The organism is Burkholderia sp. AU31652, from assembly GCF_002223155.1.
Taxonomy (GTDB): domain Bacteria; phylum Pseudomonadota; class Gammaproteobacteria; order Burkholderiales; family Burkholderiaceae; genus Burkholderia.
This window is the reverse complement of record NZ_NKFG01000005.1, coordinates 641024-662994: the sequence shown is the minus strand read 5'-3', so window position 1 is coordinate 662994 and position 21971 is coordinate 641024. Positions and strand designations below refer to the sequence as shown.

General features: G+C 68.8%; 20 protein-coding genes. 13 read left to right on the top strand and 7 right to left on the bottom strand.

Annotated features, from left to right (window positions below; all coding sequences use genetic code 11):
- Window positions 1-34: 34 nt before the first annotated feature.
- Window positions 35-1162 carry a porin gene (locus CFB40_RS20535; RefSeq protein ID WP_143329868.1) on the bottom strand — a complete coding sequence of 376 codons (1128 nt, stop codon included), beginning with the start codon at window positions 1160-1162 and terminating at the stop codon, window positions 35-37.
- 487 nt (window positions 1163-1649) lie between these two features.
- Here CFB40_RS20535 and CFB40_RS20530 point away from each other — a divergent pair, with 487 nt between their 5' ends.
- Window positions 1650-2987, top strand: coding sequence for an MFS transporter (locus CFB40_RS20530; protein ID WP_089432219.1), 1338 nt, complete (start codon window positions 1650-1652; stop codon window positions 2985-2987).
- A 131-nt stretch (window positions 2988-3118) separates the two neighbouring features.
- Here the strand turns inward: CFB40_RS20530 and CFB40_RS20525 are convergent, their stop codons facing one another.
- On the bottom strand, window positions 3119-4129 hold the full coding sequence (locus CFB40_RS20525) for a 3-hydroxybutyryl-CoA dehydrogenase (protein ID WP_089432218.1): 1011 nt from the start codon (window positions 4127-4129) through the stop codon (window positions 3119-3121).
- Entirely contained in the window at window positions 4126-5241 is a 1116-nt protein-coding gene (locus CFB40_RS20520) for an NAD/NADP-dependent octopine/nopaline dehydrogenase family protein (RefSeq protein WP_089432217.1), read from the bottom strand. Before CFB40_RS20520 ends, CFB40_RS20525 begins: the two co-directional genes overlap by 4 nt.
- 150 nt (window positions 5242-5391) lie before the next feature.
- Here CFB40_RS20520 and CFB40_RS20515 point away from each other — a divergent pair, with 150 nt between their 5' ends.
- Window positions 5392-6366 carry an AraC family transcriptional regulator gene (locus CFB40_RS20515; RefSeq protein WP_089432216.1) on the top strand — a complete coding sequence of 325 codons (975 nt, stop codon included), beginning with the start codon at window positions 5392-5394 and terminating at the stop codon, window positions 6364-6366.
- Entirely contained in the window at window positions 6363-7397 is a 1035-nt protein-coding gene (locus CFB40_RS20510) for a LysR family transcriptional regulator (protein WP_089428214.1), read from the top strand. Before CFB40_RS20515 ends, CFB40_RS20510 begins: the two co-directional genes overlap by 4 nt.
- 44 nt (window positions 7398-7441) lie before the next feature.
- On the opposite strand, the gene CFB40_RS20505 is transcribed toward CFB40_RS20510, so the two are convergent.
- A complete protein-coding gene (locus CFB40_RS20505) occupies window positions 7442-8560 on the bottom strand; it encodes a porin (protein ID WP_089428215.1) in 1119 nt (372 codons plus the stop codon).
- Window positions 8561-8969: 409 nt separating this feature from the next.
- Here CFB40_RS20505 and CFB40_RS20500 point away from each other — a divergent pair, with 409 nt between their 5' ends.
- Window positions 8970-10364, top strand: coding sequence for a spinster family MFS transporter (locus tag CFB40_RS20500; RefSeq protein ID WP_089432215.1), 1395 nt, complete (start codon window positions 8970-8972; stop codon window positions 10362-10364).
- Between the two features lie 157 nt (window positions 10365-10521).
- Window positions 10522-11514 (top strand): PDR/VanB family oxidoreductase, encoded by a 993-nt coding sequence (locus tag CFB40_RS20495; protein ID WP_089432214.1) that lies wholly within the window; start codon window positions 10522-10524, stop codon window positions 11512-11514.
- A gap of 265 nt (window positions 11515-11779) precedes the next feature.
- On the opposite strand, the gene CFB40_RS20490 is transcribed toward CFB40_RS20495, so the two are convergent.
- Window positions 11780-12700: a LysR family transcriptional regulator gene (locus tag CFB40_RS20490; RefSeq protein WP_089433259.1), complete on the bottom strand. Its 921-nt coding sequence runs from the start codon at window positions 12698-12700 to the stop codon at window positions 11780-11782.
- A 139-nt stretch (window positions 12701-12839) separates the two neighbouring features.
- On the opposite strand from CFB40_RS20490, the gene CFB40_RS20485 reads away from it, so the two are divergent.
- From CFB40_RS20485 to CFB40_RS20475, 3 genes are all read left to right on the top strand, one after another.
- A complete protein-coding gene (locus tag CFB40_RS20485; protein WP_089432213.1) occupies window positions 12840-14123 on the top strand; it encodes an aromatic ring-hydroxylating oxygenase subunit alpha in 1284 nt (427 codons plus the stop codon).
- The gene (locus CFB40_RS20480) at window positions 14120-14623 is read left to right on the top strand and encodes an aromatic-ring-hydroxylating dioxygenase subunit beta (RefSeq protein WP_089432212.1); all 504 of its coding nucleotides are present in this window, start codon (window positions 14120-14122) and stop codon (window positions 14621-14623) included. Before CFB40_RS20485 ends, CFB40_RS20480 begins: the two co-directional genes overlap by 4 nt.
- Window positions 14624-14863: 240 nt before the next feature.
- On the top strand, window positions 14864-15250 hold the full coding sequence (locus CFB40_RS20475) for a tautomerase family protein (protein ID WP_089432211.1): 387 nt from the start codon (window positions 14864-14866) through the stop codon (window positions 15248-15250).
- 59 nt (window positions 15251-15309) lie between these two features.
- Here CFB40_RS20475 and CFB40_RS20470 read toward each other — a convergent pair whose 3' ends face one another.
- Window positions 15310-16893 carry a sensor histidine kinase gene (locus tag CFB40_RS20470; RefSeq protein ID WP_089432210.1) on the bottom strand — a complete coding sequence of 528 codons (1584 nt, stop codon included), beginning with the start codon at window positions 16891-16893 and terminating at the stop codon, window positions 15310-15312.
- A gap of 144 nt (window positions 16894-17037) precedes the next feature.
- Here CFB40_RS20470 and CFB40_RS20465 point away from each other — a divergent pair, with 144 nt between their 5' ends.
- The 5 genes from CFB40_RS20465 to CFB40_RS20445 all read left to right on the top strand — a co-directional run bounded on the left by CFB40_RS20465 (window position 17038) and on the right by CFB40_RS20445 (window position 21196).
- Window positions 17038-18231 carry an acyl-CoA dehydrogenase family protein gene (locus tag CFB40_RS20465; protein ID WP_089432209.1) on the top strand — a complete coding sequence of 398 codons (1194 nt, stop codon included), beginning with the start codon at window positions 17038-17040 and terminating at the stop codon, window positions 18229-18231.
- A gap of 94 nt (window positions 18232-18325) precedes the next feature.
- On the top strand, window positions 18326-18703 hold the full coding sequence (locus tag CFB40_RS20460) for a hypothetical protein (protein ID WP_089432208.1): 378 nt from the start codon (window positions 18326-18328) through the stop codon (window positions 18701-18703).
- An 8-nt stretch (window positions 18704-18711) separates the two neighbouring features.
- The gene (locus CFB40_RS20455; RefSeq protein ID WP_089432207.1) at window positions 18712-19230 is read left to right on the top strand and encodes a nuclear transport factor 2 family protein; all 519 of its coding nucleotides are present in this window, start codon (window positions 18712-18714) and stop codon (window positions 19228-19230) included.
- Window positions 19231-19268: 38 nt separating this feature from the next.
- Entirely contained in the window at window positions 19269-20393 is a 1125-nt protein-coding gene (locus tag CFB40_RS20450) for an amidase (RefSeq protein WP_089432206.1), read from the top strand.
- 59 nt (window positions 20394-20452) lie between these two features.
- On the top strand, window positions 20453-21196 hold the full coding sequence (locus CFB40_RS20445) for an SDR family NAD(P)-dependent oxidoreductase (protein ID WP_089433258.1): 744 nt from the start codon (window positions 20453-20455) through the stop codon (window positions 21194-21196).
- A gap of 52 nt (window positions 21197-21248) precedes the next feature.
- Here CFB40_RS20445 and CFB40_RS20440 read toward each other — a convergent pair whose 3' ends face one another.
- Window positions 21249-21881, bottom strand: coding sequence for a response regulator transcription factor (locus CFB40_RS20440; RefSeq protein ID WP_043178278.1), 633 nt, complete (start codon window positions 21879-21881; stop codon window positions 21249-21251).
- Window positions 21882-21971 lie beyond the last annotated feature (90 nt).

Here is a 21971-nt window from a genome sequence, read left to right as displayed (position 1 = left end):
TGCCTCCTCCGGAAGACGCGTATGCGTCAGGACATCAGAACTTCTGGCGGATGCCGACCACCACCGCCACCTGCGACGTCGTCGACGACGCGCTGTCGGTGCCGTCGATCCACGCCCGGCCGACACCCGACGACGCCTTCTGGTAGAAGCCGTTCACATACACGTCGGTGCGCTTGGACAGCAGGTACTGCACGCCGGCCGATACCTGGTGGTAGTGGCCGCTGTCGCTGGCGCGCGCGACCTGCGTATAGGTGTAGCCGGCCGCGGCCATCAGCGCCGGCGTGATCAGGTAGCGCAGGCTGCCTTCGTAGTTGTTGAAGCGCAGCGCGCCGCCCGTCGCCTGCCCGAAGTTCGAGCCCGTGTACAGCAGGCCGAGCGTGGCCGGCCCGATCGCGTAGCTGCCGCCCGCGCCCCAGATCTGCTGGCGGATCGCGTTCCCGAGGCTCGCGCCGAACACCGATTCCGACGCCGGATAGTAGTTGTCCGAAGCAACGGCGCCGCTCGTGCTGACCGCCGGATGGTTCACGCGCGCATACGCGGCGCCCGCGTTGAGCGGCCCGTTCACGTACGTGACGCCCGCGCTCCAGCTGTTGTCGTTCGCGAAGCCGGTCGAGTTCGAGAAGCCGTACACGAGATTCGCCTGCAAGCCCGCGATCGTCGGCGACAGGTACTTCACCGCGTTGTTGGTGCGGAACGTGTTGTTGATGTCGTCGTTGTCGAACGGGTGCGTCGAGTACTGCGCGAGGAAGCTGCTCATCTGCAGCGAGCCGAGGATGTCCTGCGTCGAGTTGTACTGGCGGCCGAGCGTCACCGCGCCCCAGTTCGCGCCGCTCAGCCCGACCCACGCCGACCGCCCGAACATCCGGCCGCCCTGGCCGAGCGCACCGTTCGCGACGTTGAAGCCGTTCTCGAGGCGGAAGTTCGCCTTCAGGCCGCCGCCGAGATCCTCGGTGCCGATCAAGCCCCAGCGCGGGCCCGATTCGTTGCCGCCGGTGAATTGCCACAATGCGTGGCCCTTCGCGTTGTTCGTGTAGGTCACGCCCGCGTCGACGATCCCGTACAGCGTCACCGTCGACTGCGCGTGCGCGGCGCCGGCAAACAGCATGGCGACCGCCACGCCCACGCGTGCGGCGCCCGTTTTCCTACTCTTCATTCGCACCATCTCCGTCTCCTCTTCTCCAAACCTGTTCATCGATGTGTCGTGTTTTTTTTCCTGCCCATACGCCCGATCGGGTTGTATAGACAGTCGCTGGATGGTATCCAGCCGTAATCGCATCAAGAAATGAAATGTTCAACTGGGCGGCAGTTGAAAATCGAATGGCGGGGAGATGAGCGGGGACGGTGCGCCCCTGCAAGAGAAACGAAAGCGCGCACGCCCGCTGGACGCGGCGCGCTTTGCTCAGACGTGAATGGCTCGCGTAAGCAAGCTGACGAAACGGCGACGGGCGATGTGCCGATGTGGTTTTCCCTGATGGCAGGTGTCGCGCGGCGTCGAACGGATCAGTGCGCGGCCGCGCCCGGGGCAATCATCAGCGGGAGTGATGACCCTCCCCTTTTTCTGCGGATTTGACCGGGGGCGCGGTGCCGACAACACTAGCCCGCAGTGCTGCACAGACGGCACGCGCCCGCCTCCCCCTTCAGAGTCCGCCATGGTCCCGACCGACATCATGCAATCCCCGAGCGCCGCCCGGCCGCTCGCCGACCGGCAGCTGCGCCGAGTCGTCATCGCCTCCGTCGCCGGCAACGCGATGGAGTGGTACGACTTTTTCGTCTACGGCACGGCCGCGGCGCTCGTGTTCGGCCATGTGTTCTTCCCGCCCGGCGCGTCGGCGCTCACGGGCAGCCTCGCCGCGTTCGCGGCCTTCGCGCTGGGCTTCGTCGCGCGGCCGCTCGGCGGGATCGTGTTCGGCCACGTCGGCGATCGCTACGGGCGCAAGGCGTCGCTCGTGTGGACGCTGCTGATCATGGGCGCGTCGACCTTCGCGATCGGCCTGCTGCCGACCTATGCGCAGGTCGGCGTGTGGGCGCCGGCCGCGCTCGTCGTGCTGCGCCTGCTGCAAGGGATCGCGTCCGGCGGCGAATGGGGCGGCGGCGTGCTGATGATCAGCGAGAACGCGCCGCCGGAACAGCGCGGCTACTACGCCGCGTGGAGCCAGCTCGGCGTGGGCGGCGGCTTCGTGCTGTCGTCGGCCGCGTTTCTCGCCGCGCAGGCGCTGCCGGACGACGCATTCCGCACCTGGGGCTGGCGGCTGCCGTTCCTCGCGAGCATCGCCATCTTCGCGATCGGCATCTATATCCGCCGCCATCTGCCGGAAAGCCGCGACTTCGAGCAGGCCGGCAAGCGCGGCGCGCACACGCACCTGCCGATCGTCGAATGCATTCGTCGCCATCCGAAGGAAATCCTGCTCGCGATGGGGCTGCGCGTGGCCGAGAACGGCGGCGCTTATATCTTCCTCGCGTTCTCGCTCGTCTACGGCAAATACGTCGGCATCCCGAACGGCGTGATGCTGACCGGCGTGATGATCGCGATGATCGTCGAGATGGGCGCGATGCTCGCGTGGGGCAAGCTGTCCGACCGGATCGGCCGCAAGCCCGTGTACCTGATCGGCGCGCTGAGCCTCGTCGCGTGCGCGTTCCCGTTCTTCTGGCTGCTCGACACGCGCGTGACGCCGCTCGTGTGGCTCGCGCTCACGGTCGGCACCGCCGTGAGTCACGGCGCGATGATCGGCACGCTGCCCGCGCTCGTCGGCGAGCTGTTCAGCACCGAGGTGCGGTACTCCGGCGTCGCGCTCGGGCATGAAGTCGCATCGATCTTCGCGGGCGGGATGTCGCCGCTGATCGCGACCGCGCTGCTCGCGCGCTATCACGCGTCGTGGCCGGTGTCGCTGTTCCTCATCGCGCTCGGCCTCGTGACCGTCGCGACGCTGTGCGTGATGCGCGAGACGCGCGTCGCGCCTGATGCCGGCACGCGCGGCGACACGGTGTGAGCGTGCGGCACGCGTCGGCCGCCTCCGCTTCCGTTCCCGTGCGCTTGCCGGCGGCTGTCGGACACACCGGCTCACGGTGCCACGTGCGCGCTTTCGTGGCACCGCGAGCGCACGCGACATCGACGTCCGGGCTACGCGTCCTGTCTGCTTCGCCCGCCGTCGAACACCGGCGCCAATCCCAGATGATCGAGCAGCCGCGCGAATTCGCCGAGCCGCTGCCGCATGTACGCGGGCACGTCCACGTCCGCATAGTCGTGGAAGCCGGCCCCCGTGCGCACGCCGTCGCACCCGGTTTCCATATTGCGCACGACGCTCGCGGCCGGCGCGAAGCGCGGGCCGATCTCGCCTGCCAGATACGTCGACGCGTAGTACAGGATGTCGCAGCCGCCCCAGTCGATGAATTCGAGCAGCCCGAGCACCGCGAAGCGCGGGCCGAAACCCGTGCGGATGGCCGTGTCGATATCCTCCGCGCTTGCGACACCCTCCTCGACCATCCGCGCGGCCTCGTTCATCGCGAGCGCCTGGATGCGCGGCACGATGTAGCCGGGCGCCGGCCCGCAGATCACCGGCTTCTTGCCGACACGTTCGAGCAGCGCGGCGAGCGCATCGACCACCGACTGGCCGGTTGCGTCGCTGCGGCTGATCTCGACGAGCGGCATCAGCAATGCAGGGTTCAGCCAGTGCGCATTCAGCATTCGTTCGGGGTGCACGACGTGGCGCTGCAATTCGGTGACGACGAACGTCGACGTGGTCGACGCAATCGTTGCGCGCGCATCGACATGCTCGCCGAGCCAGCGCAACGCGTCGGCCTTCGCGTCGAGCACTTCGGGCAGCGCCTCGAACACGACCTCTGCATCACGCACGGCTTCCTCAGCGCCATCCCGAGAAACAATCGCGATGCGTGCGACGACCACATCGGCCTGCGCGGCATCGATGCGTCCGAGCGCAACCTGCGCATGCAGCGGCCTGGCGATCTCGTCGCGCGTGCGATCGTCGAAGGCGCGTTGGCCAGCCGCATCGCGCCGCTTGAAGTCGATCAGCGTCACGTCGATTCCGGCAAAGGCAAACACGAGCGCGATTCCCTGCCCCATGCGCCCCGCGCCGAGCACGTGTACACGCGTCACATCGGCGGCCGCGCTCATGCTGATACTCCCGCGACTCCGTTGTCGAGCAGCGCACGCATCGCGTCCTTCGACAGCGCCGCGATCCCGAGCCGCTCCAGCGTGCGCCCTTCCGCATACAGGTCGCGCACCGCCACCGCGCTCGCGATGCTCAGCAACCCCTGCGCGACCGGCGTCGGCACGCCGGCCCAGCGCCCGCACGACACGATGAACGACAGCCCGAGCCGGGTGTCCTCGAGCATGTAGCGATGGGCACGCAGATCGATCTTCTCGCGCCAGTCGCCGCTATCGGTCAGCTTGCCGTGCGCGCCGCGCCCGTACATCCATTCGTCGCCTTCCGCCGCGTAGTGATCCGCGAGCGGGAAATGCGGCGCGCGGTAGCCGAGCGCTTCGCGCACCGCGATGCGCTCGGCATCCAGCGCGTTCGTCACGCGGCGGATCGACGGCTGCGTGCCTTCGTTGTGGATGTCCCATGCGTCGAAGTGTTCGAGCGGCCCGGCGTTCATCAGGATCAGCGGCGGATGGATCACGGGCCCCGCGTTCATCAGCGCACCGGACAACGCATCCTCGACCGGCTCGACCGACGGATAGCCCGCACGCAGCACGTCGAACGCCCAGCCGGCCGCATTCGCGGGAAATACACCAGTTGGCAAGCGTGTCGCATAGGCGCTGATCACGACGTCGTTGTCGCCATGCTTGCGCACGAGGTACGGCAGCGTGCCCGTCTCCGCGAATGCGACGCGCGAACGGTTGCCGGCATCGGCCGCCGCCTGCGCGAACACGACGCTGCCGAACGTGCCGGGCGGCAGGAACACGACCTGGCCGTCCTCCAGCAACGGCGCGACCTGCGCGGCGAGCGCGTCATGCGACGTAGCCGGCAGCGGCACCACGACGAGTTGCGCACCGCGCAGCGCGGCCGCGAGCTCGCCGGTCAGGCGGATCGCACCCGGCGCGTCGCCGAGCGGCACCGCGCGCGTGCCGCGATAGTCGGTCACGTTCAGCACGCCGAGCTCGCGCAGCCGTGCATGCGGCTCGCGGTCGCGCCGCCACCACGTCACGTCGTGGCCTTTCTCGAGCAGGTCGATCGCCGCCGCATGGCAGCCGTGGCCGCCGCCCAGAACACATACCTTCATCGTCTTCTCCCGGTGATTGAGTGTTTCCGAGACTACGCGGCGGCTTTCGCCGCGTCGCTTCAAAACGCGCAACGGCACGCCCGTTCGCGCAACGCAATCGCGGCGACGCGCATGCCGCCGCGCTCGCCGCATCCGCTACGAGGTCCGTGAATGGATATCGCCCTGTCCCGCCATGCGCCGAACCGGCTCGGCACGCTGCATGCCCCCGACGAAGTCGAACGCGCGGTCGCCCACCGGCTCGGGCCGCACCGGATGGCCGCGCGTGGCCGTGATCCGTTTCATGCGGAGCTGTACGAAGTGCCGCTGCATCACGGCGCGCTGCTTGAACTCTGTTACGGCCGCGAAACGCGCATCGACTTCGGCGACGATGCCGAGCACTTCCTGTTCAGGCTGACGCTCGCCGGTGCATGTGAACTGCAGGCCGGCAGCGTCGTCGCGCGCGCCGGCCCCGGCGCGCTGACCGTGTCGTCGCCGGCGCTCGCGAGCCGCCTGAGCACGAGCCCCGATTGCCGCAACCTCGTGCTGCGGCTCGAACGCGGCGCGCTCGAACGCAAGCTGCAGGACATGCTGCAGGCCACGCTCACGCGGCCGCTGCAGTTCGATCTCGCGGCCGGTGGCACCGGCGCGGGCGCCGCGCTGCTGCTGCCGACCTTCGAATACCTGTGCCGGCTCGGCGCGCAGCCGGGCCTCGGCACGGCCGCGACGACCTTCGGTGCCGACCTCACCACGTGGCTGATGTCGCTGCTGCTCACGCACCTGCCGCATTCGTACAGCGATGCGCTCACGCGCGGCACGCCGCCGCTACCGGCGCACGTGCGGCGCGCGTGCGATCACGTCAACGCGCACCTCGGCGAACCGCTCGCACTCGCCGCGCTGGCCGCGGTCGCGGGCGTCGCGCCGCGCACGCTGCAGCACGCGTTCCGCGCGTTCCTGCACACCACGCCGGCCGCGTACGTGCGCGAATGCCGGCTCGCCGCCGTGCACGCGGCGCTGCAACGCGGCGACGCGCGCAGCGTGACCGACGTGCTGATCGCACACGGCATCCATGGCTTCGGCCATTTCGCGAAGGCGTATGCGCGGCGTTACGGCCACGCGCCTTCCGTCACCGCGAGGCAACCCCGATGACGCACTCCGCACCCGGCCGTTCGGCGGCCCCCGCCCGCACCGATTCCGCACCGCACGACAACGATGCATCCGAACTGCGTGTGCAGGATCTCGATCTCAACTTGCTGAAGACGTTTCGTGCCGTGTACGAGGAGCGGCACGTCGGCCGCGCGGCGCTGCGGCTCGGCGTCACGCAGCCGTCCGTCAGCTACGCGCTCGGCCGGCTGCGGCTGATGTTCCGCGACGCGCTGTTCGTGCGCACCGGCACCGGCGTCGAGCCGACGCCGCGCGCGCAGCGGCTCGCGCTGTCGGTCGACAAGGCGCTCGCGATCCTGCAGGACGTGCTCGACGAAGGCTCGCGCTTCACGCCCGACAGCACGCAACGCGTGTTCCGCCTGCACATGAGCGATTTCGCGGCGAGCGCGTTTCTGCCGACGCTGCTCGCGGCCTTCGACCGCCGCGCGCCGGGCGCGGTGATCGAGACGCTGCACGTCGACGAATGCCAGCTCAATGTCGCACTCGAATCGGGGCGCATCGACTTCGCGCTCGGGCATTTCGCCGATGCGTCGAGCCACTTCCAGCGCACCGCGCTGCTGCACGAGCGCTGCGTGCTGCTGATGCCGCGTCGCACCGCGCAGCGCGTCGCGCTACCCGACGATTACGTGCTCGATGGCGACGCGCCCGACACGCTGCGCTTCGTCGCGGTCACGTCGCATCCGCAATCGATGCAGTTGCTGGAACGGCACGGGCTGATGCCGCGCGTGCGCGCGGCGCTCCCCGATTTCATGGTGGTGCCCGCGCTGCTGCAGGACGGCGACTATGCGCTGATCCTGCCGGAGACGATCGCGATCACGTTTGCCGCGCGGCAGCCGTGCGTGCTGTACGAGATCGCCGGTGCGGGCGAATGGGCCGTCAATGCGTACTGGCACCGGCGCTTCGACGCCGACCCCGGCCATCGCTGGCTGCGTGCGCTGCTGCTCGAACTGTTCAACATCGGCGAGCTGGCGCCGTTCGACGCATGGCTCGCGCCGCAGCCGCCCGCCTGCGCATAGCGGTGCAAGCGGGAGGGCACGCGGTTCCGGAGCGACCGAAACGCTCAGAACGACGTGAGGATGCCCGCGACGATCGAACTCGCGGTCGCGCCCGGCTTGGCGACCGCGACACCGCCCCCCGCCGCGCCGTTCACGACGAAGCGTGCATGCGCGCCGTTGCGCACCATCGCGGCGCCCGTGTACAGCACCGTGCGCTTCGACAGCGGATAGTCGAAACGGATGCCGTACGAATCGGCGTTGCCGTCGCTGTCCGCGACCTTGCGGTAGTGGCCCACGCTCAACAACAGCGACGCACGCCCGATCGGCACCGTCGCGCTCAGCTCCATGATGTCGCTGTGCGGATACGCGCTCTGGCTGTCGATCGCGGTCGCGACGTCGGGGCCGCCGCGATGACGCATGTACAGCGCGGCCACCTTCACGACGCTGAAATCGTACGAAATCGCGCCGAGCGTGTAGTTGCCGTTCGCGGCCGGGCTCGTGCCGCCGAGCGCGGACGCGGCCACCGGGCTGAACTTCTGCTGCATGGTGTCGACGTCCACCGACAGGCCGCCGCGCACGTAGTTGAGTCCCACGCCGTACGTATCGCCGAGCGTCGACGGCTGCCCGGCCGCGCCGTTGGTGCCGCGCGCGGCCATCGCGCGCAGCATGAAGCCCGCATGGCGCGGCGACGTGTAGCGCATCGAGTTGCGCACGCGCAGGAACGCGGGCCCGACGAAGTTGTTCGTCGCATTGCCCCACGCGAGCCCCGCGCCGAGGCCCGGCAGGCTGTACGTGACGAGCGTCGTGTGCAGGATCGTGTAAAGCTCACCGAACTGCACGCCGCCGAACGGCCCCGTGATGCCGACCCACGCCTCGCGGCCGAACAGTGCGCTGCTGTTCGACAGTGCGCCGCTCGCCGCGTTGAAGCCATCTTCCAGCTTGAAGATCGTCGCGTAGCCGCCGCCGAGATCCTCGACGCCCTTCAGCCCCCACTGCGACGCGAACAGGTTGCCGCTGCCCATGCGCGTCACGTGGTTCGGCCCGGCGTTCGCGTATTCGATCGCGGTGTCGACGCGGCCGTAGAGCGTCACGCTCGATTGCGCGAAGGCGGGCAACGCCGCGCAGGCAAGCAGCGCGGCAAGCGGTACGGCAAGCCGGTCGGCCCGCCCGTTCGGTTGGTTCATCGTCGTCGTCCCGTAGAGTGTGCGGCGCAGTTCGGCGTCGCGCCGCGTGATATGAAGCGCGTTCGCCGCGAAGGGCCAACGCTGCCGATCAAAAACGGGCCGAGTCTAGGAACGACAATTTCGGACGTCGACGCAATGCGCTCTATAACGCTTATAGATGCGCCGCATGAGGCACCTGCGCCCCGCCGCACGCGCGCTGCGCGGCGGCCGGTGCGCGGGACCCTGGTGTTTTCTTTATCCGGGTCGGTAAATGCCCGCGTGGCGCTGCTGTCACTCCGGCTATGGCGGCTGAATTTGGCCGACTACGCTGCGTTTCCGATACGTGCCCCGCACGCTTTCGTGCCGCGACGGCGCCCGGCCCGCCAGGCCGCTGCCGCGCGTTTCCACCGCCCGCTCCTGGAGAATCCGCATGTCCGCATCCACGGCCCGCGCTGCCGGCAAGCGCTATACGTACGAATGGTATGTCGTCGTCATCTGCATGCTCGCGTACGTCTTCTCGTTCGTCGACCGCCAGGTCCTCGTGCTGATGATCGAGCCGATCAAGCGCGACCTGCACCTGTCCGACACGCAGTTCAGCCTGCTGAACGGCTTCGCGTTCTCGCTGTTCTATGCGGTGATGGGGCTGCCCGTCGCCTATCTCGCCGATCGTTACGCGCGGCCGCGGATCATCTCGCTCGGCATCGCGCTGTGGAGCGTCGCAACCGCCGCGTGCGGGCTCAGCCAGCATTTCGTGCAGATGTTCATCGCGCGGATGGGCGTCGGTGTGGGCGAAGCCGCGCTGTCGCCCGGCGCGTACTCGATGCTCGCCGACTACTTTCCGAAGGAGAAGCTCGGGCGCGCGATCGCCGTGTACTCGCTCGGCTCGTTCATCGGCGGCGGCGTCGCGTTCCTGATCGGCGGCTACGTAATCGCGCTGCTCAAGCATGCGAGCGCGTTCACGCTGCCGGTGGTCGGGCAGGTGCATGCGTGGCAGGTCACGTTCCTGATCGTCGGGCTGCCGGGGATCCTCGTCGCACTGCTGTTCGCCGTGACCGTGCGCGACCCGCAGCGCAAGGGGCTCGCGCAGGATCGCTCGGGCGCCGTGCGGCGCGTGTCGATGCGCGATTCGCTGCGCTTCGTCGGTACGCATCGCGCGACTTTCTCGTGCCACTACCTCGGTTTCTCGTTCTACGCGATGACGCTGTACTGCCTGCTGAGCTGGACGCCCGCGTTCTATATCCGCCACTTCGGGATGACGGCCGTCGAAGCCGGCTACACGCTCGGCATCGTGCTGCTGGTCGCGAACACGGCCGGCGTGTTCTGCGGCGGCTGGCTCAACGACTGGCTGCTGCGGCGCGGCCGCGAGGATGCGCCGATGCGCGCCGGTGCGATCGGCGCCGCGTGCATGGTGATCCCCGCGACGCTGTTCACGCAGCTCGACTCGCTGCCCGCGTCGCTCGCGATGCTCGTGGTCGCGATGTTCTTCGCGTCGTTCCCGATGCCGACGTCCACCGCCGCGATGCAGACGCTCGCGCCGAACCAGATGCGCGCGCAGATCTCCGCGCTGTTCCTGCTCGTGTCGAACCTGATCGCGCTCGGGATTGGCACGACCGTCGTCGCGCTGTTCACCGACCGCGTGTTCGGCGCGCCGGCGGCGGTCGGCCATTCGATGTCGATCGTCAACGTCGCGGCGGCCACACTCGCCGCGCTGCTGCTCGCCGCCGGATGCCGACACTATCGCCGCAGCCTCGATCGCGAACGCGGCCTGGCGTCCGCCGCCGCGCCGCACGCGGCCGAAGCGGGCAACGCGATCGCCGCGCGCTGAACACCGGCGCAATCGCGCCACCCCACCATCATCCATACCACTGATTCTGGTATCGCTTTTTAATCGATTTGATTTATGCGATGCCCATCCCTATTCTCGATCGCATGACGGCGCGGTGTCTGTCGCGCCGCGTTCCCCCTACCCCATGGATTGACCCATGCAAGCGAACCGCCACCAAGTCCGGATCGACGCGCTGATCGACGCGGCGCAGGACATCCGCTGTTTCCGGGTGTCGCGCGTCGACGGCCAGCCGTTCGACGCGTACGAACCAGGCGCCCATATCGATGTGACCGCGCCGTCAGGCATCACCCGGCAATACTCGCTGTGCGGCAACCCCAACGAGCGCGGCAGCTACCTGTTCGCGGTGAAGAAGGAAGCGCAGTCGCGCGGCGGCTCGCGTTCGCTGCACGACGACGTGCAAGTCGGCGCCGAGCTGTCGATCGGCGCGCCGCGCAACCTGTTTCGTCTGACGGATGACGCAAGCGAGCACGTGCTGATCGCGGCCGGCATCGGCATCACGCCGCTGCTGTCGATGGCGTATGCGCTGCACCGGCGCGGCGCGCGCTACCGGTTGCACTACTTCGCGCGCAGCCGCGAGCATGCGGCCTTCGTCGACGAACTGTCGGCCGAGCCGTTCGCGTCGCACGTGACGTTCCACTACGGCGTCGAGCCCGCCGCGCTCGCGGCCGAGCTGAACCGCTGCGTCGAATCGGTCGACGCGCATGCACACGTCTATACATGCGGCCCGGGGCCGTTCATGGATGCGGTCGTCGCGGCGGCCGCGACACGCTTGCCGGAAGATTCGATCCATCTCGAACGCTTCGCGGCGGAACCCGCCGCCGCCGGTGCGGGCAACACCGATGCCGGCGCCGGCCCGGCCGCCGACGGTTTCGAAGTGCGCCTGCAGCGCAGCGGGCAATCGGTACGCGTCACGCCCGACACGTCGATCGTCGACGCGCTCGCACGCATCGGCATCGAAGTCGACACGTCATGCGGCGAAGGCGTGTGCGGCACCTGCATGGTGCCCGTGATCGACGGCGAGCCCGACCATCGCGACCATTGCCTCAGCAAGGCCGAGCGCGCGAGCAACGCGGTGATCTGCTGCTGCGTGTCGCGTGCGCGCTCCGTGGTGCTCGTGCTCGATCTCTGATGCGCGCGGTTCGGGCGGCGGCCTTTAAGGACGTCGCGCGCTCTCGAACTGCTCGACGCATTCGGCCAGCCACGCGCGCCGCCAACGCGCTGCCCGCGCATTCGTGGATCACACGTCGCCGACACGCCCGACACGCTCGACGCGCTCGACCAGCGGCGTGCGCATCCACGCGCTGCCCTCGTCCTCATGCGTCACGCGTCGTCGCGCGATCCGACCCGCTCGGCAAGCAACGCGTGCAACCGTGCGTTGCTCGCGCCCTCATCACTCACATGTCATCGAACCGCTCGACAAGCTCGGCCAGCAACGCGCGCATCCACGCGTTGCCCTCGTCTTCATGAAAATGCTCGTGCCAGTGCATCGTCACCGGCGCGGGCGGCAGCGTGACGGGCAGCTCGTACAGCCGGAACGCGTTGTCGCGGTTCAGGATCTGCGCGAGCCGCTTCGGCAGCGTCGCATACAGATCCGTGACCGACAGCACGCTCGGCAGCGCGACGAAGTGCGGCACTTCGAGCGCGATGTTGCGGCCCACGCCCTGCGCGCGCAACGCATCGTCGAGCGCATGGTGGCTGTGCTCGACCGATTTCACGTTGATGTGCGCGGCGCGCACGAATTGCTCGAGGCTCAGTGCGGCACCGCTCGGCACCCCGCGCCGGCGGCCCGTCATGCACACGTAGGTTTCCTCGAACAGCGTCTGGTGACGCGTGCGCGGCATCAGCTCCGGCAGGTTGCCGATCGCGAAATCCAGCCGGCTCGCGCGCAGCGCTTCCTCGATCTCCTCCACCGGCAGCGGCTGCACGCTCAGCGTCACGCGCGGCGCGCGCTCGCGCAGCGCCTGGCAGATCGCCGGCAGGTACGCCATCTCGCCCGCGTCCGACAGCGACAGCCGGAACGTGCGCGTGCTGGTGGCCGGATCGAAGCGCTCCGCATAGCGCAGCGCCACGCGAACCATATCGAGCGCCTTGCCGACGATGCCCGCGAGTTCGAGCGCGACCGGCGTCGGCTGCATGCCCGCGCGCGTGCGCACGAACAGCGGATCGTCGAACAGCGTACGCAGCCGGCCGAGCGAATAGCTGACGGCCGGCTGCGACAGCGCGAGCCGCTCGCCGGCCTTCGTCAGGCTGCGTTCCTCGACGATCGCCTGGAACACACGCAACAGGTTCAGATCGAGATGATCGACCGATGTCATCATCGCCTCCATCATTTGCCGTATTTATTGATCGGCCAATTTTAGATCAATTTGACGGATATGTAGTGGGCGACGAGACTGGGTACTCGACACCGCGCGCTGCGCGGCCCGATTTCGCGACTCTTTCCCCACGACAACGATGAGCGACATTTCCTACCAGACGATCGACACCAGCGCGTTGCATGGCCTCGCGCAACCCGACCGCATCGCGCCCGCGATGTATCACGATCCCGCGCTGTTCGAAGCCGAGCTCGACCGCATCTTCTACCGCACCTGGATCTGGGTCGCGCACGAAAGCGAGCTGCCGAACCCGGGCGACTTCATCACGACGACGATCGGCCGCCAGCCGGTGATCGTCGTGCGCGACAAGACCGGCGAGATCAACGTGCTGCAGAACCGCTGCCGCCATCGCGGCGCGACCGTGTGCGAATCACACAAGGGCAACGCGAAGGGCTTCACGTGCCCGTATCACAGCTGGTCGTACGCGCTCGACGGCACGCTGCGCGCGCTGCCATACGGCGACGGCTACGAAGGCGTGTGCGAGAAAGGCGACCTGCCGCTCGTGAAGCTGCGCGTCGGCGTGTACCAGGGGCTGATCTTCGCGAGCTTCAACGATGCGATCGAACCGCTCGAGGATTTCCTCGGCGGTGCGAAGCCGTGGATCGACCTGTTCATGAAACAGGGCGCCGGCTACCCGATCAAGGCGAACGGCGAGCACAAGTTCAAGTTCAAGGGCAACTGGAAGATCCAGCTCGAGAACACGACCGACCTCTATCACTTCCCGGTCGTGCACAAGTCGTGGATGAAGTCGATCGACGATGAAACGGCCGCCGCGATCACGAGCTTCATGACGAGCGAGGACGCATTCTGCCGCGGGCTCGGCAACGGCCACAGCCTCGCGGTGCTGATGCCCGAGCTGATCGACCTCGACGAAGACGACGGCGCGCCGCTGCCCGAGCGCTTCGCGCCGCTCGCGGCGAAGCTCGCCGAACGTCACACGCCGGAGGAAGTGCGCCGCATCGTGCGCTCGCTGATGGGTGTCGGCTTCAACCTGAACCTGTTCCCGAACCTCGCGCTGTCGATGGCGTTCTTCCGCGTGCTGCGGCCGATCTCCGCGAACGAAACCGAGATCCGCCACGTCGCGCTCGCGATGGACGGCGGCCCCGACGAAGCGAACCGCGAGCGGCTGCGCATTCACGAACACTTCCAGGGCCCGTTCGGTTTCGGCAGCCCCGACGACGCGGAAGCGTGGGAGCGCGTGCAACGCGGCGCGCATGCGGGCCCCGACGTGCCGATCCTCGTGAATCGCGGGCTGAACCGTGAGACGACTGCCGCGAACGGCGAAAAGACCGCGCATGCAACCGATGAGACCGGCATGCGCGAGGCCTACCAGCAATGGCGCAAGATGATGGAGCAACAATGATGGACGACCGCAACGCCCTCTTTTCCGAGCAGACCTTCGCCCGCGCGGTCGAATTCGTGTGGCGCGAAGCCGAGATGCTCGACCGCCGCGACTATCGCGCGTGGCTCGACCTGTGGGACCCGGCCGGCCACTACGTGGTGCCGATCGATCCCGACACGACCGACTTCGCCGCGACGCTGAACTACGTGTTCGACGACCACGACATGCGCGAGAAGCGCGTGCAGCGGATGGTGTCCGGCTATTCGGCGTCGGCGACCGACGCGGCGCGCACGGTGCGGACCGTGTCGCGCTTCACGCTGGAAAGCGGGAGCGCCGACACCGTGGAACTGAAATCGGCGCAGGTCGTCGTCGCGTACAAGCGCGGCGTCGCGACGCTGTTCGCGGCTGACGTCACGCACAAGCTGCACGTCGATGCGGAAGGCGAGATACGGATCGCCGAGAAGGTCGTGCGCCTGATCGATTCGACCGAAGCGCTCAGCGCGATCGGCTTCCTGCTGTAAGCGGCCGCCGGTTCGCCCGTCGCCGACGCAACGGTGAGCCGGCCACCTTCACCTGTAAGCGCCCCCCGGTTCGCCCGTCGCCGACGCTACGGAGAGCCGGCCACCTTCACCTTTAAGTGACCACCGGTTCGCCCATCGCCAACGCAACGGTGAGCCGGCCACCTTCACCTTTAAGTGACCACCGGTTCGCCCATCGCCACCGCAACGGTGAGCCGGTCACCTTCACCTTTCCGGACGACCATGCCCACACTCGAAGTTTTCCTGCCGGCCGGCCATGACGGCGCCCGCAAGGCCGAACTGATCGCACGGCTGACCGGTGCGACCGTCGATTCGATCGGCGCACCGATCGAATCGGTGCGCGTGCTGCTGAACGAATTGCCCGCGACGCACATCGGCCTCGGCGGCCGCAGCGCCGCGGACGGTGCGCCGCCGTCGCTGCCCGTGATCGTCGCGATCCTGATCGCCGGCCGCACCGACGAACAGAAGCGTGCGCTGATCGCCGCGCTGTCGGAGACAAGCGCTGGCGTGCTCGATGCGCCGCTGCAAGCCACCCGCGTGATGATCAAGGACATCCCGAACACCGATTTCGGCATCGGCGGGCAAACCGCACGGGCGCTCGGGCGCTGATCATGCGCTGCGCGCGTGCCTGCCCGCTCATGCACGACGGCCGCCGGGCGGCCGCGGCATCAAGCATTCCCCGGCGACGATGTGCCCGCCCGAGCCTTCGTCCCGGCGAGCGGCAGCGTCACGCGGCAGTCGAGCCCGCCGCCATCGGCCGGGCTGGCAGCGATCCGGCCACCGTGGCGCGTCACGATGCTCTTGCACAGCGACAGCCCGATTCCGTTCCCACCGGCCTTCGACGACGAGAAGCCGTCGAACAGCCGATCGTGTGCATCGGCCGCGATACCCGGGCCGTTGTCGATCGCGCGCAGCTCGGCATGCCCGTCGACGTTCGCAGTGCCGAGCGTCAGCGTGCGCGGCACACGCTCGCAACCGGCGAACGCCTCGATCGCGTTGAACGCGAGATTCAGGATCACCTGCCCGATCAGCACGCGCTCGCAGCGGATCGGCAGCGGCGCGTCGGCCTGAACGATCGTGACCGTCACGCCGGCTTCCTTCGCGCGCAGCTCGATGAAATACGCGACGTCCGCGAGGATGTCGCGCAAGTCGGCGAGCGCGACGACCGGTTCGCGCTTCACGATGAACTCGCGCACGCTCTTGATGATCAGCGCCGCATGCTCGGCCTGCCGGTCCGCGCTGCGCAGCCCCCAGATCGCGTCGTCGATCGCGCCGCGCGCGTTCAGCCGCTGCACCGCGCCTTCGATGAAATTGCGCACGGCCGCGAGCGGCTGGCTCAACTCGTGCGCGATCACGCTCGCCATCTCGCCCATCGCGTTGTAACGGCCCGCGTGTTCGAGCATGCGCGCTTCCGCGCGGCGGGCATCCTCGATCGCGACTTCGTCGCTCACGTCGCGGAACTGCACGAGCAGCCCGACGAGATCGTCCTCGATCTCGACTTGCCGGCACAGGATGCGCAGCCAGCACGACGAGCCGTCGCGCCGCACGATCCGGTAGCGCTGCGGCGCGGACGGATACGCGGACGGCGCATCGCGCAGCTGCGCGACGAGCCGGTCGCGGTCGGCCTCGGAGCAGTAGTCGAGCACCTCGCCGAGCGCTTCGTCGGGTGCGAGCCCGAGCACGCGGCGGCCCGACTCGCTGATGAACTGCACGCCGCCGTGCGGCGTGACGACCGCGATGCCTTCGTCGAGGTCCTGCATGAATTCGCGCAGCCGCGCCTCGTAGCGGCGCAACTGCTGGCGCACCGCCTCTTCCGCGCTGATGTCGCGGAACTGCACCATCACGACGTCGCGCCCGCGCAGCGGCACGTAGGTGGCGGTCGCCTCGGACAACATGTCGACGCCCGTGCGCGACCGGTAGCACCACTCGTACACCTGCGGCCCGTCGACGAGCGCGCGATCCCACGCGCTCACGGCGATCTCGCGCTGGTATTTCGGTTCGGGACGCGTCATGTCCGGTGCCTTCAGCGGCAGCAGCTCCTCGACGGAAAAACCGAGCGCGATGCACGCGGCGCGGTTCGCCCACACGATCGCCTTGGTGTGCGCGTCGTGCAGCAGCACGCAGGTCGTCAGCGCGTCGAGCAGCCGGTGGAAATCGTCTTCGTCGGGGAAACTCATGATCGGCTTCGGATGAGGTCGCGCGGCGTCGCGCGGCCGGAAACCCAACATAGCACCGGCACGCGCTGCCCGCATCTGAAGATTTCTTTAGTGCGGCACGGAACGTCACCAGTCGCACGGCTTGTCGTCCCAATTGCTGCGTGTTTTCGGCGTTTCTAGACTGGTTGCATCGTCGTGACCACCCCGCATTCGAACCCCCATCCGCCCCAGGAGACAGCCATGCCCCACGCCGCCCTCGCCCTCGACACCGCACCGAGCGCTCCCCACGCGGCCAGCGAACCGGCCGCCCGGCTGTCGCCGCTCGACGCCGTGATCGAGACCGTCGCCGCGCGCCGCGAGGAATTCGAGCGCCTGTCGCACGTGCCGCGCGACGTGATCGCGCTGTTCAAGCAGGCCGGCATCTATCGCGCGGGCACGCCGCGCCGGTTCGGCGGCGATGCGCTCGCGCCGACCGCGTTCCTCGACATGATCGAGCGGATCGCGACCGCCGACGGCTCGGCCGCGTGGGTCGCGAGCTTCGGCTCCGCGAACGTGTATCTGGCCGCGCTGCCGCTCGACACCCAGGCCGAGCTGTATGCGAGCGGCCCCGATCAGGTGTTCGCGGGCGGTTTGTTCCCGGTGCAGCCGGCCCAGCCCGCGCCGGGCGGCTGGCGCGTGAACGGCACGTGGAAGTTCGCGAGCGGCTGCAAGGGGGCCGACTGGCTCGGCGTCGGCATCGCCGTGCCGGGCGCGCAGGACGCCGCGCCGAACAAGCCGCGCACGGCCGTGTTCCGCGCGGCCGACGTCGAGATCGTCGAGAACTGGAGCGTCGTCGGCATGCAGGGCACCGGCAGCCACGACCTGCGCGTGGACGACCGCTTCGTGCCTGAAGCGTGGACCTTCGTGCGCGGCGGCGAGCCGACCGTCGACGAGCCGCTGTACCGCTATCCGACCGTCGCGTATGCGGCGCAGGTGCTGGCCGTCGTGAACCTCGGCCTCGCGCGCGCGGCGCTCGACGTCGTGAACCGGATGTCGGGTGGCCGGCAGACAACGACCGGCGCACCGCGCCTCGCCGATCGCGCGTACTACCGCATCGAACTCGCGAAGGCCGAAGCGCAACTGCGCTCGGCGCGCGCGTTCTTCTACGACGCGACCGACGGCGTATGGCAATCGATCCTCGCCGGCAACCCGGTGACGCCCGACCAGGTCAGCCTGCTGCGGCTCGCGGCCACGCAGATCGCACGCGAAGGCGCGAGCGTCGTCGAACGCGCGTACCGCCTCGGCGGCACGGCGGCGATCTATCGCACGCACCCGCTGCAGCGGCTGCTGCGCGACGCGATGGTCGTCACGCAGCACGCGTTTCTCGGCGAAGGCAACTTCGACGGCGCCGGCGCGGTGTTCACCGGTGTCACGCCGTTCCCCGGCTATCTGTAACCGGCATCGACCGAATTGTTTTGAACGCGCATGAAGCCGAAGCGCCGTCGCCGGCCGGTTCATGCGCCCCACCGATTCCTCTGGAGAACCTGATATGTCCGATTCGAATCCGCTGCCGTTGCGCGTCCTGTTCTGCTGCGGCGTGTCGCAAAACTTCTTCGACCTGCCGCGCGAGAAGATCGGCGAAGTGTGGCAGGCGTACGGCACGATGCTCGCCGCCGTCGAAGCGATGCCCGGCGTGCGCGTGCTCGGCGTGATGGACGACGACCGCCTCGTGGTCGGCCAGGCCGACGGCGCGCCGTGGACCTTCTACATCATGGCCGACGTCGCCGACTTCGACACGACGGTCGCCGTGTGCAACCTGTATCGCACGACGCCGGTCGGCGAATACAACCTGTGGCGCTACGGCAAGATCGAGGCGCGCGTCGGCCGTGCGCTGACGGTGCCGCCGGCCGCGAAGCCCGCGGCGTGAGGCACGCGATGACCGACCTGTCCCCCGGCCTGATCGATGCGCTCGCGCAGCACGTGGCGGCGCTCGACGCCGAGCGCGCGGTGCGCGCGACGATCACGCGCTACATGGCGCTGTGCGACGTGCCCGAGGATGCCGGCGACGGCCCGTCGCTCGCCGGGCTGTTCACGCCCGATGCCGTGTGGGAAGGCATCGGCCCGCAGTATGCGCAAAAGTTCGGCCGCCTCGAAGGCACGGCCGCGATCGTCGCGATGCTGGGCCGCTACCTGCCGCCCGATCCGCACTTCTCGGCGAACCTGCACTTCCTGACGTCGGAGTCGATCGAGATCGGCGCCGGCAACACGAGCGCGCGCGGCCGCTGGATCATGCTGCAGGCGTCGCGCTACGCGGACGGCTCGGCCGAGTTGATCGCCGCGCGGCTGACCGTCGATTTCGCGCCGGCCGGCAACGGCTCTGCGTGGCTGATCCGCCATTTCCGCACCGAGCGCGTGCTCGACGGCCCCTGGCCGCTCGCCGCGCCACGGCCCTGATTCCTGCTCCTTTTCACCGCTTGCTCACGATACCGTCCATGACAGGCTTCATCGACACCTTCACGCTCGGCGGCCCCGGCCCCACGATCGCGATCAAGGACACGATCGACATCGCGGGCCATCCGACCCGCGCGGCGAGCCGCGCGCTCGCCGACGCACCGCCGGCCACCCAACACGCGGACGTCGTCCGCCTGCTGCTCGACGCGGGCTGGCAGATCGCCGGCAAGGCGAACATGCACGAGCTCGCATTCGGCATGACCGGCATCAACGACTACACGGGCACGCCCGTCAATCCGCAGGACGCGACGCGCATTCCGGGCGGCTCGTCGAGCGGTTCCGCTTCGCTCGTCGGGCTCGGCACGGTCGATGCGGCGCTCGGCACCGACACGGGCGGCTCGATTCGCGGGCCGGCGGCCTGCTGCGGCGTGGCCGGGCTGAAACCGACGTTCGGCCGCGTGTCGCGACGCGGCGTCGCGCCCGCCGACACCACGCTCGATTGCGTCGGGCCGTTCGCACGCGATATCCGCACGCTGGTTGCGGTGATGGCCGCGATCGCGCCAGGCTTCGATCGTGCGCAAGCCGCGGCCTCCGTGGCAGGCTGCACGGTCGCGCACATCACGGTCGACGCCGACCCGGCCATCGCCGCCGCGCTCGACGCGGCCGTACGCGCGTCGGGCCTGCGCTCGCACGCCGTCGTGCTCGACGACATGCGGGCGTCGTTCGCCGCCGGGCTCACCGTGATCAACGCGGAAACGTCGCGCGCGTTCGGCCATCTCGTCGAAACCGGCAAGCTCGGCGCCGACCTCGATGCGCGATTGCGTGCGGCCGCAACGACTACGCCCGCGGCATTGAAAGAAGCCGAAGCCGTACGCGCACGCTTCACCGCACAGGTCGACGCCGCGCTCGAACACGCGGACGTGCTCGTGCTGCCGACGCTGCCCGCGCTGCCGATCACGCTGCAGCAGGCGCGCGATGGCGTATCGGTGATCGCGATGTCGTCGCTGATCCGGCCGTTCAACCTGAGCGGCCATCCGGCGCTCAGCCTGCCGCTGCCGCTCGCCGGTTCGCCGCTGAAGGCCGGCCTGCAGATCGTCGGGCGCAAGGGCGCGGACGAACACGTCTGTGCGATTGCTGCACACTTCGAAACGGCACTCGCCGCATGAACCACGATGCAGGCGCGACATCGATGGATGCGCGCTCGCGAACCACGGAATCACACACCATGTCAGACCGAGTCGTCCTCGTCACCGGCGCCGCGCGCGGGCTCGGCGCCGTCATCGCCGAACGTTTTCATGCGGCCGGCTACCGCGTCGCGCTGGCCGATATCGCCGCCGACGCCATTCAGGCGCATGCACGCGAACTCGACCCGAGCGGCGAACGCGCGATCGCGCTGCCGCTCGACGTCACGTCGAAACGCGATTTCGAAGCCGCGCGCGATGCGCTCGTCGCGCGCTGGGGCAGGATCGACGTGCTCGTGAACAATGCGGGCGCATCGAAGGTCGTGCCCGCGATGGAGATCACGGCCGAGCAGTTCGACCAGGTGATCGACGTGAACCTGCGCAGCGTGCTGTTCGGCTGCCAGGTGTTCGGCCAGTACTTCGCGGAACGCGGCGCGGGCCGTATCGTCAACATCGCGTCGCTCGCCGGGCAGAACGGCGGCTCGGCGACGGGCGCGCACTACGCGGCCGCGAAAGGCGGCACGCTGACGCTGACCAAGGTGTTCGCGCGCGATCTCGCCGCGCAGGGCGTGACCGTCAACGCGATCTCGCCGGGCCCGCTCGACTTGCCGATCGTGTATGAAAGCGTCGCACCGGAGAAGCTGCGCCAGGTGCTCGCGAGCCTGCCGGGCGGCAAGCTCGGGTCGGCCGGTTTCGTCGCGGATGCGGCCGTGCTGCTCGCGTCGGGCGACGCGCATTTCGCGAACGGCGCGTGCTGGGACATCAACGGCGGGTTGTACATGCGCTGAGCGCCAAGTACCGAGCACTGCCCGCGGCGCCTCGCCGAACCCCGGCATGGCCCTATCGCGACGACTCCCCGTCGTCGCCCCACACGACCATCACATCGCGCACGAGCGCGGCGATCGACGTCGCGCCGAGCTTCTCCTTGATGCTCGCGCGATGCACGTCGACGGTCTTCACGCTGATCGACAGATCCGACGCGATCTGCTTGCTGCCCTTGCCGTCCACCACGCCGCGCAGCACTTCCTTCTCGCGCGCGGTCAGCGCATCGAGCCGCTGGCGCAGCTCGCGGTGACGCTGGCTCACCGCATGCCGCTGCTGCGCGAGCCGCAGCGCGCGTTGCACGCGCTCGAGCATCTGCTGCGAGTTGTACGGCTTCTCGACGAAATCGATCGCGCCGTTCTGCAGCGCACGCACGGACATCGGGATATCGCCGTGCCCGCTGACGAAGATCACCGGCAGCGTCGCGCCGCGCGCGTTGAGCTCGGCCTGCACGTCGAAGCCGCTCTTCTCGGGCATCCGCACGTCGAGCACCAGGCACGCAGGGAGGTTCACGTCGAAGCGCGCGAGAAAGTCGGTGGCGTTCGCGAACCCTTCGGACGCGATGCCGACCGATTCGAGCAGCCACGCGAGCGACGTCCGCATGCCGTTGTCGTCGTCGACGATGTATACGATCGGTGCGGGTGACGTCATCGCGGGTGTCTCACTGAATATCGGTATCGGTATCGCACGCGCCGCATACGGGGCCGGTTCCGGCTCGTCGCGCGCGTCGTTCGCTGGGGG

Coding starts and splice junctions, on each gene's coding strand:
- CFB40_RS20490 (WP_089433259.1), bottom strand. CDS start 12,700: ATGACATCGGTCGATCATCTCGATCTGAACCTGTTGCGTGTGTTCCAG.
- CFB40_RS20470 (WP_089432210.1), bottom strand. CDS start 16,893: ATGCGGGCAGCGCGTGCCGGTGCTATGTTGGGTTTCCGGCCGCGCGAC.
- CFB40_RS20445 (WP_089433258.1), top strand. CDS start 20,453: ATGTCAGACCGAGTCGTCCTCGTCACCGGCGCCGCGCGCGGGCTCGGC.
- CFB40_RS20485 (WP_089432213.1), top strand. CDS start 12,840: ATGAGCGACATTTCCTACCAGACGATCGACACCAGCGCGTTGCATGGC.
- CFB40_RS20480 (WP_089432212.1), top strand. CDS start 14,120: ATGATGGACGACCGCAACGCCCTCTTTTCCGAGCAGACCTTCGCCCGC.
- CFB40_RS20460 (WP_089432208.1), top strand. CDS start 18,326: ATGTCCGATTCGAATCCGCTGCCGTTGCGCGTCCTGTTCTGCTGCGGC.
- CFB40_RS20505 (WP_089428215.1), bottom strand. CDS start 8,560: ATGAACCAACCGAACGGGCGGGCCGACCGGCTTGCCGTACCGCTTGCC.
- CFB40_RS20475 (WP_089432211.1), top strand. CDS start 14,864: ATGCCCACACTCGAAGTTTTCCTGCCGGCCGGCCATGACGGCGCCCGC.
- CFB40_RS20450 (WP_089432206.1), top strand. CDS start 19,269: ATGACAGGCTTCATCGACACCTTCACGCTCGGCGGCCCCGGCCCCACG.
- CFB40_RS20535 (WP_143329868.1), bottom strand. CDS start 1,162: ATGGTGCGAATGAAGAGTAGGAAAACGGGCGCCGCACGCGTGGGCGTG.
- CFB40_RS20530 (WP_089432219.1), top strand. CDS start 1,650: ATGGTCCCGACCGACATCATGCAATCCCCGAGCGCCGCCCGGCCGCTC.
- CFB40_RS20465 (WP_089432209.1), top strand. CDS start 17,038: ATGCCCCACGCCGCCCTCGCCCTCGACACCGCACCGAGCGCTCCCCAC.
- CFB40_RS20515 (WP_089432216.1), top strand. CDS start 5,392: ATGGATATCGCCCTGTCCCGCCATGCGCCGAACCGGCTCGGCACGCTG.
- CFB40_RS20455 (WP_089432207.1), top strand. CDS start 18,712: ATGACCGACCTGTCCCCCGGCCTGATCGATGCGCTCGCGCAGCACGTG.
- CFB40_RS20440 (WP_043178278.1), bottom strand. CDS start 21,881: ATGACGTCACCCGCACCGATCGTATACATCGTCGACGACGACAACGGC.
- CFB40_RS20510 (WP_089428214.1), top strand. CDS start 6,363: ATGACGCACTCCGCACCCGGCCGTTCGGCGGCCCCCGCCCGCACCGAT.
- CFB40_RS20525 (WP_089432218.1), bottom strand. CDS start 4,129: ATGAGCGCGGCCGCCGATGTGACGCGTGTACACGTGCTCGGCGCGGGG.
- CFB40_RS20520 (WP_089432217.1), bottom strand. CDS start 5,241: ATGAAGGTATGTGTTCTGGGCGGCGGCCACGGCTGCCATGCGGCGGCG.
- CFB40_RS20495 (WP_089432214.1), top strand. CDS start 10,522: ATGCAAGCGAACCGCCACCAAGTCCGGATCGACGCGCTGATCGACGCG.
- CFB40_RS20500 (WP_089432215.1), top strand. CDS start 8,970: ATGTCCGCATCCACGGCCCGCGCTGCCGGCAAGCGCTATACGTACGAA.